The organism is Micromonospora sp. NPDC049060 (assembly GCF_040649055.1).
Lineage (GTDB): Bacteria > Actinomycetota > Actinomycetes > Mycobacteriales > Micromonosporaceae > Micromonospora > Micromonospora reichwaldensis.
Genome location: NZ_JBEZEV010000142.1, coordinates 1 through 9,819, shown reverse-complemented (window position 1 = coordinate 9,819; position 9,819 = coordinate 1). Strand labels below are relative to the sequence as shown.

General features: G+C 75.8%; 1 protein-coding gene. It reads right to left on the bottom strand.

Annotated elements, in window-relative coordinates; all coding sequences use genetic code 11:
* A partial coding sequence (locus AB0B83_RS29315; RefSeq protein ID WP_357580880.1) for an SDR family NAD(P)-dependent oxidoreductase occupies positions 1–9,819 on the bottom strand: 9,819 nt, incomplete at both ends.

The following is a 9,819-nucleotide window of genomic DNA, read 5'->3' as shown; positions in this document are numbered from 1 at the left end:
CTCCGCCTCGGCCGAACCCGCCTCGGCGAACAGCACCTCCCGCAACGGACGCGGCAGCAGCGGATCGAGGTGTCCACACACCTCGTCCAGCGCGGTCGCGAACACCGGGAACAGGGCGGACAGCTCCCGGCCCATCCCGGCGCGCTGCGCGCCCTGACCGGAGAAGAGCAGGGCGAGCTGGCCGCGCTGGCCGGTGGCGCCGGAGACGACCGTACCGGTGGGCTCGCCGTCGGCGAGGGCGGTCAACGCCGCGACCAGGTCGTCCCGGTCGGCGGCGGTGACGACCGCCCGGTGCTCCAGCGCGGGCCGGGTGGTGACGGAGGACCAGGCCACGTCCAGCGGACGCGGGGCCTCCTCGGCGGTCAGCCAGCGCGCCCACCGGCCCGCCTGCGCCGACAGCGTGCCGGCGTCGCGGGCCGACAGCAGCACCGGCACGACCGGCGGCACGTCCCGGGCGACGATCTCACCCTCGATCGTCTCGGCGGGAGGCTGCTCGATGATCACGTGCGCGTTCGTGCCGGAGATCCCGAACGACGACACCGCCGCCCGACGCGGCCGATCCACCTGCGGCCACGGCGTGGGCTCGGTCGCGAGAGCCACCGCCCCGGCCGTCCAGTCCACGTGCGGCGACGCCTCGTCCACGTGCAGCGTCGCCGGCACCAGACCGTGCCGCATCGCCATGACCATCTTGATCACACCAGCCACACCGGCAGCCGCCTGCGTGTGCCCGATGTTCGACTTCACCGACCCCAACAACAACGGCCGGTCCCCCGGACGCTCCTGCCCGTACGTCGCCAGCAGAGCCTGCGCCTCGATCGGGTCACCCAGCGTCGTGCCCGTGCCGTGCGCCTCCACCGCGTCCACGTCAGCGGTGGTCAGGCGCGCGTTCGCGAGGGCCTGCCGGATCACCCGCTGCTGCGACGGACCGTTCGGGGCGGTCAGGCCGTTGGACGCGCCGTCCTGGTTCACGGCCGTGCCGCGTACCACCGCCAGCACGCGGTGCCCGTTGCGCCGCGCGTCCGACAGCCGCTCCACGAGCAGCACGCCGACGCCCTCGGACCAGCCCGTGCCGTCGGCCGACGCGGCGAACGACTTGCAGCGACCGTCCTGCGACAACCCGCGCTGCCGGGAGAACTCGATGAACGTCCCCGGCGTGGCCATCACCGTCACGCCACCGGCCAGCGCCAGATCACACTCACCGGAACGCAACGCCTGCGCGGCGAGATGCAACGCGACGAGGCTGGAAGAACAGGCGGTGTCGACGGTGACGGCCGGGCCCTCCAGGCCGAACGTGTACGCCACCCGACCGGACAGCACACTGCCCGACGTGCCCGTGCCGACGAAGCCCTCGGCGTCCGGCGGCAGGTCCATCAGGCGGGAGGCGTAGTCGTGGTACATGACGCCGGCGAAGACACCCGTCCGGCTGCCCCGCAACCGCTGCGGGTCCAGCCCCGCCGACTCGAACGACTCCCACGACGCCTCCAGCAGCAACCGCTGCTGCGGGTCCATCGCCAGGGCCTCGCGCGGCGAGATGCCGAAGAAGCCCGGGTCGAAGTCGGCGGCCCCGTAGAGGAAGCCACCGTGGCGCGTGTACGACGTGCCGCTGTGCTCCGGGTCTGGGTCGAACAGGCTCTCCAGGTCCCAGCCGCGGTCGGTGGGGAACTCCGAGATCCCGTCGCCGCCGCCGGCCAGCAACGCCCACAGCTGGTCCGGGCTCTCGACGCCACCGGGGTAGCGGCAGGCCATGCCCACGATCGCGATCGGCTCGTCGGTGCTGGCGCTGAGCACCGCCGTCTGGCGGGCGGTGATCTGCCCGGAGACCTGCTCGTGCAGGTGGTCGACGAGCACGGCCGGGGTCGGGTAGTCGAAGACCAGCGTCGAGGCCAGCCGCAGCCCGGTGGCCGCGTTCAACCGGTTACGCAGGTCCACGGCGGTCAGCGAGTCGAAGCCCAACTCCCGGAACGCCCGGTCCGCCGGCACCGAGTCCGCACCGCCGTGCCCGAGCACCTGCGCTACCAGGCCCCGCACCAGCACGTCGACCTGGGCGCGCGCCTCGTCGGGTGCCAGGCCCGCGAGCTGGTTGGCCCAGTCGCCGCCCCGCGCGGCCCGTCGCCGGGCCGCCGTCGACCCGATCAGGGTACGCAGCACGGCCGGCACCGGGCCGGCGCCGAGCGCTGCGCGCATCGCCGGTACGTCGATCACGGCCGGCACCAACGCCGGCCGCTCCGCCACCAGGGCGGCGTCGAACAGCTCCAGCCCGGTCTCGGCGCTCATCGGCGTCAGGCCAGCCCGCGCGGAACGCGCCCGGTCCGCCTCGTCGATCGACGCGGCCATGCCGGCGGTGTCCCACATGCCCCACGCCAGGCTGACGGCCGGCAGACCCGCCTGCCGCCGGTACACCGCAAGTCCGTCGAGGAAGGCGTTGCCCGCCGCGTACGCCGACTGACCGGGCGAGCCGAGCACACCCGCCACCGACGAGAACACCACGAACAGATCCAGGTCCAGACCCGCCGTCGCCTCGTGCAGGAACCAACCCGCCGACACCTTCGGCGCCAGCACCCCGGCCAGACGCTCCTCGGTGACCCGCTCGATCACCCCGTCGTCCAACACACCGGCGGTGTGCACCACACCCGCCAGCCGGCCCTCGGCGGCAACCTCGGCCACCAGCGCGCCGACCTGGTCCCGGTCGGTCACGTCACAGGCGGCGATCCGCACCGACGCGCCCAGCGCCGTCAGCCGCTCCGACAGCTCGCCCGCGCCCGCAGCCTCCGGGCCACGCCGCGACACCAGTACCAGCGAGCGCACGCCGTGCACCGACACCAGGTGCTCCGCCACCAGCGCACCCAGCGCACCCGTACCACCGGTCACCAGCACCACGCCGTCACCCACGACCGGCGCCTCCACCGATGCCGGGGCGACCGCGCGCACCAGACGCGGCACGAACACCCCACCCGCGCGCACCGCGACCTGACCACCGAACGCCACCGGCTCGTCAGCCACCGTGGCCAGCACACCCAACAGCCCGGCGTCCACGTCACCGTCGACGTCGGCGAGGACGATGCGACCCGGGTGCTCCGACTGCGCCGAACGCAGCAGACCCCACACCGCCGCACCGCCCAGGTCCGTCACCCGGTCGTCCGCCGCAACCGACACCGCACCCCGGGTCACCACCACCAGCCGCGACTCCGCGAGCGCGTCGGCCGCCAGCCAGGACCGGACGGTCGCCAGCACGGCCGTGGTCGCCGCGCGTACCGCGTCGGGGACGGCGCTCTCCGGCGCGTCGAGCGGCAGCAGCAGCGCCTTCGGTGCGGCCGTCCGGCCGGCGTCGACCGCCGCGACGAGCGCCTCGACGTCGCCGTACGCCGGCAGGTCGGCGGTTGCCGGCGAGCCGACCAGCGCCCACCCGGAGAGGTCCCCGGCGGCGGCGATCTCCTCGGCCTGCCAGGTGAGTTCGAACATCGAGCGGGCCGCCGCGCCCGCCGCGGTCACGCCGGTCAGCTCGCGCAGGGCGAGGGAGTCGACCGAGACCACGGCCGCGCCCGACTCGTCGCACGCGACCAGCCGCACCGCCGAGCCCGTACGCGACAGCCGCACCCGCAGCACCCGCGCACCCGAGGCGTGCACCTGCACACCCTCGAACGCGAACGGCACCCGAGCACCGCCCGAACCCTCGGTGCCGGGCAGCAGCCCGATCGGGTGCAGGGCGGCGTCCAGCAGGGCCGGATGCACGCCGAAGCGCGCCGCCTCCGTCGCCGCCTCGTCCGGCAGCGCCACCTCGGCGTACACGTCGTCGCCGGTGGTCCACACCCGGCGCAGCCCCTGGAACACCGGCCCGTACGTCAGGCCGTGCTCCGCAAGCGTCGGGTACCAGCCCGCCACGTCCAGCTCGGACGCGCCGGTCGGGGGCCACTCCCCCACGCTCGGCTCGTCGGCCGTCGCCGGCTCCAGCACGCCCTCCGCGTGGTGGACCCAGTCGGCCTCCGGGTCGCCTTCGGCCTGCGAGTGCACCGCCACGACGCGGGTGCCAACCTCGTCGGCCGCGCCGACGCGCACCTGCACCCGCACCGCGCCGGCCTCCGGCAGCACCAGCGGCGCGGCCACGGTCAGCTCCCGCACCCGGGACGCGCCCACCTCGTCGCCGGCCCGGACGGCCAGCTCCACCAGGGCGGTGCCGGGCACGATGACCGCGCCGGAGACGACGTGGTCGGCGAGCCACGCGTGGGTGGCGAGGGACAGCCGGCCGGTCAGCACCACCATGTCCGCGCCGGCGACGGTGACCGCCGCGCCGAGCAGCGGGTGCCCGGCCACGCCGAGGCCCGCGCCGGACACGTCGGCGGTACGCGCCTGGCCCGCGCCGAGCCAGTACCGCTGGTGCTGGAAGGCGTACGTCGGCAGGTCGACCCGGGCGGCGCCGGCGTCGGTGAACCACTGCGTCCAGGTCACCGGGACGCCGTGGACGTGCAGGTCGGCGAGGGCGTGCAGCAGTGCCTGCGGGGCGGGCCGGTCCCGGCGCTGGACGGCCACCGCGAGCGCGTCCTCGGCGAGCAGGTCGGCGTTCATCGCGGTCAGGACGCTCTGCGGGCCGATCTCCAGGAAGGTGTCCACCCCGGCGGCCCGCAGGGCGGTGACCCCGTCGGCGTAGCGGACGGCCTCCCGCACGTGCCGCACCCAGTACTCGGCGCGGGTGATCTCCTGCGGGTCGGCGAGCGCGCCGGTCAGGTTCGACACGACCGGCAGCAGCGGCGCCCGGAACGTCAGCCCCGCCAGGACGGCGCGGAACTCGTCGAGCATCGGCGCCATCAGCGGGCTGTGGAACGCGTGGCTGACGGTGAGCCGGCGGGTACGCACGCCCCGGTCCCGCCAGGACTGCTCCACCTCGTCCAGGGCCTCGACGGCACCGGAGACGACCACGGCGGTGGGCCCGTTGACGGCCGCGATGCCGAGGCGGTCGGTCAGCCCGGCGATCGACTCCGCCACGGCCGCCTCGTCGGCAGCCACGGCCAGCATGCCGCCGCCCGTGGGCAGCGCCTGCATCAACCGGCCCCGCGCGGCCACGAGGGCGCACGCGTCGGCCAGGGACAGCACCCCGGCCACGTACGCGGCCGTCACCTCGCCGATCGAGTGACCGGCCAGCACGTCGGGCACGATCCCGAACGACTCCACGAGGCGGAACAGCGCCACCTCGACCGCGAACAGACCGGCCTGGGTGAAGACGGTCTGGTCCAGCAGTTCCGCCTCGGGGCTGCCCGCCTCGGCGAACAGCACCTCCCGCAGCGGGCGCGGCAGCAGCGGGTCGAGCTGCGCGCACACCTCGTCCAGGGCGGCCGCGAACACCGGGAACAGGGCGGACAGCTCCCGGCCCATCCCGGCGCGTTGCGCGCCCTGGCCGGAGAAGAGCACAGCAAGCTGCGTACGCGTCGCGCCCGTACCGGCGACCACGGTGGCGGCCGACTCGCCGGCGGCGAGGGCACGCAGCCCGGCCAGCAGTTCGTCCCGGTCCGTCGCGGTGACCACCGCGCGGTGCTCCATGACGGCCCGGCTGACCGTCGACGACCAGCCGACGTCGACGGGGCGCAGTTCCTCGTCGCCGGCGATCCAGCGGGCCCAGCGCTCCGCCTGGGCCGCGACGGCGGCCTCGGAGCGGGCCGACAGCAGCACGGGGGCCGGCAGCGACCCGGCGGCGGGCGTCGGCACTCCCTCGCCCCGGGTGGGCTCCGCCTCGGCGGGGGGCTGCTCGATGATGACGTGCGCGTTGGTGCCGCTGACTCCGAACGACGAGACCGCCGCGCGGCGCGGCCGGCCCGCCACGGGCCAGTCGCGTGCCTCGGTGAGCAGGGAGACCGCCCCGGCGCTCCATTCGATGTGCGGGGACGGCTCGTCGACGTGCAGCGTGGACGGCAGCAGCCCGTGGCGCATCGCCATGATCATCTTGATGATGCCGGCCACCCCTGCGGCGGCCTGCGTGTGGCCGATGTTCGACTTGATCGAGCCCAGCCACAGCGGCCGGTCCTCCGGCCGGTCCTGCCCGTACGTGGCCAGCAGGGCCTGCGCCTCGATCGGGTCACCGAGGGTCGTGCCGGTGCCGTGCGCCTCGACGGCGTCCACGTCGGCGGTGGTGAGCCGCGCGTTCGCGAGCGCCTGCCGGATCACCCGCTGCTGCGAGGGGCCGTTCGGGGCGGTCAGGCCGTTGGACGCGCCGTCCTGGTTGATCGCCGATCCGCGTACCACCGCCAGGACCCGCCGGCCCTCGCGCCGGGCGTCGGAGAGGCGCTGCACCAGCAGCACGCCGACGCCCTCGGACCAGCCGGTGCCGTCGGCCGACGCGGCGAACGACTTGCAGCGGCCGTCGGCCGACAGACCACGCTGCCGGGAGAACTCGATGAACGTGCCGGGCGTCGCCATCACCGTCACGCCACCGGCCAGCGCCAGATCGCACTCGCCGCTGCGCAACGCCTGCACCGCGAGGTGCAGCGCCACCAGCGACGACGAGCACGCCGTGTCGACGGTGACCGCCGGCCCCTCCAGGCCGAACGTGTACGCCACCCGACCGGACAGCACGCTGCCGGAGGTGCCGGTGCCGAGGTAACCGCCCACGCCCTCGGGCAGGTCCTGCACGCCGGAGGCGTAGTCGTGGTACATCAGGCCGGCGAACACGCCGGTCCGGCTGCCGCGCAACCGCTGCGGGTCGAGACCGGCCGACTCGAACGTCTCCCACGAGGTCTCCAGCAGCAGCCGCTGCTGCGGGTCCATCGCGATCGCCTCACGGGGCGAGATGCCGAAGAAGTCCGGGTCGAACTCGGCGGCCCCGTACAGGAAGCCACCGTGCCGGGTGTACGACGTGCCGGGGTTGTCCGGGTCGGGGTGGAAGAGCCGGTCGAGTTCCCAGCCCCGGTCGGTGGGGAACTCGCCGATGCCGTCGGCCCCGGCGGCGACCAGGTCCCACAACTGCTGCGGGTTCGTCACGCCGCCCGGGTAGCGGCAGGCCATGCCCACGATCGCGATCGGCTCGTCGACGGTGGTCGCCCGCACGGCCTGCTGCTGGTCGGCGACCTGGCCGGACAGCTGCTCGTACAGGTGCTCCGACAGGGCGCCGGGGGTCGGGTAGTCGAAGACGAGCGTCGACGTGAGCCGCAGCCCGGTCGCGCCGTTGATCCGGTTGCGCAGCTCGACGGCGGTCAGCGAGTCGAAGCCCAGTTCCCGGAACGCCCGGTCCGCCGGCACCGCCTCGGCGCCGCCGTGACCGAGGACCTGCGCGATCATCCCCCGGACCAGCAGGGCCACCTGCGTGCGCGCCTCCTGCGGGTCGAGCCCGGCCAGCCGGTCGACCCAGGCGCCGGAGCCGGAGCGGCGGCGCTTCGTGCCCGGTCCCACCAGGGCCCGCAGCATCACCGGCACCCGGCCGGCGGCGGTCTGCGCCCGCATGGCGGGCAGGTCGACCACCGCCGGCACCAGCGCCGCGCCGCCGTGGGCCAGGGCGGCGTCCCACAGCCCGAGCCCGACCGGGGCGGTCATCGGGACCAGACCGGCCCGGGTCACCCGCGCCCGGTCGGTGTCGTTGATCGACGCGGCCATGCCGTCCGTGTCCCACATGCCCCACGCGAGGCTGACCGCGGGCAGCCCGCGCTGCGCCCGCAGCACGGCGAGGGCGTCCAGGAAGGCGTTGCCGGCCGCGTAGGCGGCCTGGCCGGGAGAGCCGAGCACCCCGGCGACGGAGGAGAAGAGCACGAAGAGGTCGAGGTCCAGCTCGGCGGTCGCCTCGTGCAGCCACCAGCCGGCCGTGACCTTCGGGGCGAGCACGTCCGCCAGCCGCTCGGCGGTGATCCCGCTGACGACGCCGTCGTCGAGGACGCCGGCGGTGTGCACCACCCCGGCCAGGCGGTCCTCGGCGGTGATCGCCCGGACCAGCTCGCCGACGCGCTCGCGGTCGGTCACGTCCGTGGCGACCACCCGGGCGGTCGCGCCGAGCGCGGCGAGCCGCTGCACCAGGTCGTCGGCGCCGGGGGCCGCCGGGCCCTGCCGGGACGCCAGCACCAGCGAGCGCACGCCGTACGCGGTGACGAGGTGTTCGGACACCAGGGCGCCGAGCGAGCCGGTGCCGCCGGTGACGAGGACGGTCCCCCGGCCCAGGGTCGCCGGGGTGCGCGTGTCGCCGGTGGCGCGGACCAGCCGCGGCAGGTAGGCCGTGCCCGCCCGCACCGCGAGCTGCCCGCCGAGGGCGGGGTCGTCGGCGGCTGCGGCGAGCAGGGCCAGCAGGTCGGCGTCCAGGTCGACGCCGGGTTCGAGGTCGGCCAGCACGATCCGGCCGGGGTGTTCCGACTGGGCCGAGCGCAGCAGGCCCCAGACCGCGGCGCCCGCCAGGTCGGTGACGCGGTCGGTCGTGCCGGTGGCCACCGCGCCACGGGTCACCACGACCAGCCGCGAGTCCGCCAGGGCGTCGGCGGCCAGCCAGGCCTGCACCGCGCCGAGGACGTCCGCCGTGACCGACCGCGCCGCGTCGGGCAGGTCCGCCCCGGAGGCGGCCGAGGTGACGGGCAGCAGCAGCGCCGCGGGAGCGGGGGCCGTTCCGTCCGTCACCGCCGTGGCCACGGCCGCGACCTCGGCGTACGCCGGAAGCTGCGGCACGCCGTCGAGCGGGCGGTCACCGAGCACGGCCCAGCCGTACGCGCCGTCGGGCGCGGTGATCTGCTCGGGCTGCCAGGACACCTCGAACAGGGATCGGTGTGCCTCGTCGGACGGCGCCGCCATGCCGGTCAGCTCGCGCAGCGTCAGCGAGTCCACCGACACCACCGGCACACCGGTCTCGTCGACGGCGACCAGCCGCACGGAGTTGCCGGTGGCGGTGAGGCGGACCCGGAGCGTCCGGGCCCCGACCGCGTGGACCTGCACCCCTTCGAACGCGAACGGCACCCGGGCCCCGCCGCCGGCCTCGTCGGCGGGCAGCAGCCCGACGGGGTGCAGGGCGGCGTCCAGCAGTGCCGGGTGCACGCCGAATCCCGCCGGGTCCCCGAGCACCTCGTCGGGGAGGGCGACCTCGGCGAACACCTCGCCCTCGGCGGTCCACGCCCGCCGCAGGCCCCGGAAGACCGGCCCGTAGGAGAGCCCGTGCTCGGCCACCGTCGGGTACCAGCCGGTGACGTCCACCTCGGACGCGCCGGGCGGCGGCCACGCGCCCACCGTGGGCTCGTCGGCCGTGGGGGCGTTGACGAGGCCGTCGGCGTGCCGGGTCCAGCCCGACTCGGGGTCGTCCTCGGGCTGGGAGTGTACGGTCACCGACCGGCTGCCGGTCCCGTCGACGGGACCGACCCGGACCTGCACCCGTACGCCGCCGCCGGTGGCGGGCAGCACGAGCGGGGCGAGGACGGTCAGCTCGCGGACGCGGGAGGCACCGACCTCGTCGCCCGCCCGGACGACGAGGTCCACCAGGGCGGTGCCGGGCACGATCACGGCGCCGGAGATGACGTGGTCGGCGAGCCACGGGTGGGTCGACACCGACAGCCGACCGGTCAGCACGACCATGTCCTCGCCGGCGACCGACACCGCCGCACCGAGCAGCGGGTGCCGCGCCACGCCGAGGCCGGCCCCGGAGACGTCCGCCGACTGGCCGGCGGGCGGCAGCCAGTACCGCTCGCGGTGGAAGGCGTACGTGGGCAGGTCGACGCGGCGCGCGCCGGCGTCGGCGAACCACTGCGTCCAGGACACGGGAACTCCGTGCACGTGCAGCTCGGCGAGGGCGTGCAGCAGCGCCTGCGCCTCCGCCCGGTCCCGCCGCTGCACGGCCACAGCCAGCACGGCGTCGTCGCCGGGCAGCACGTCGGCGGC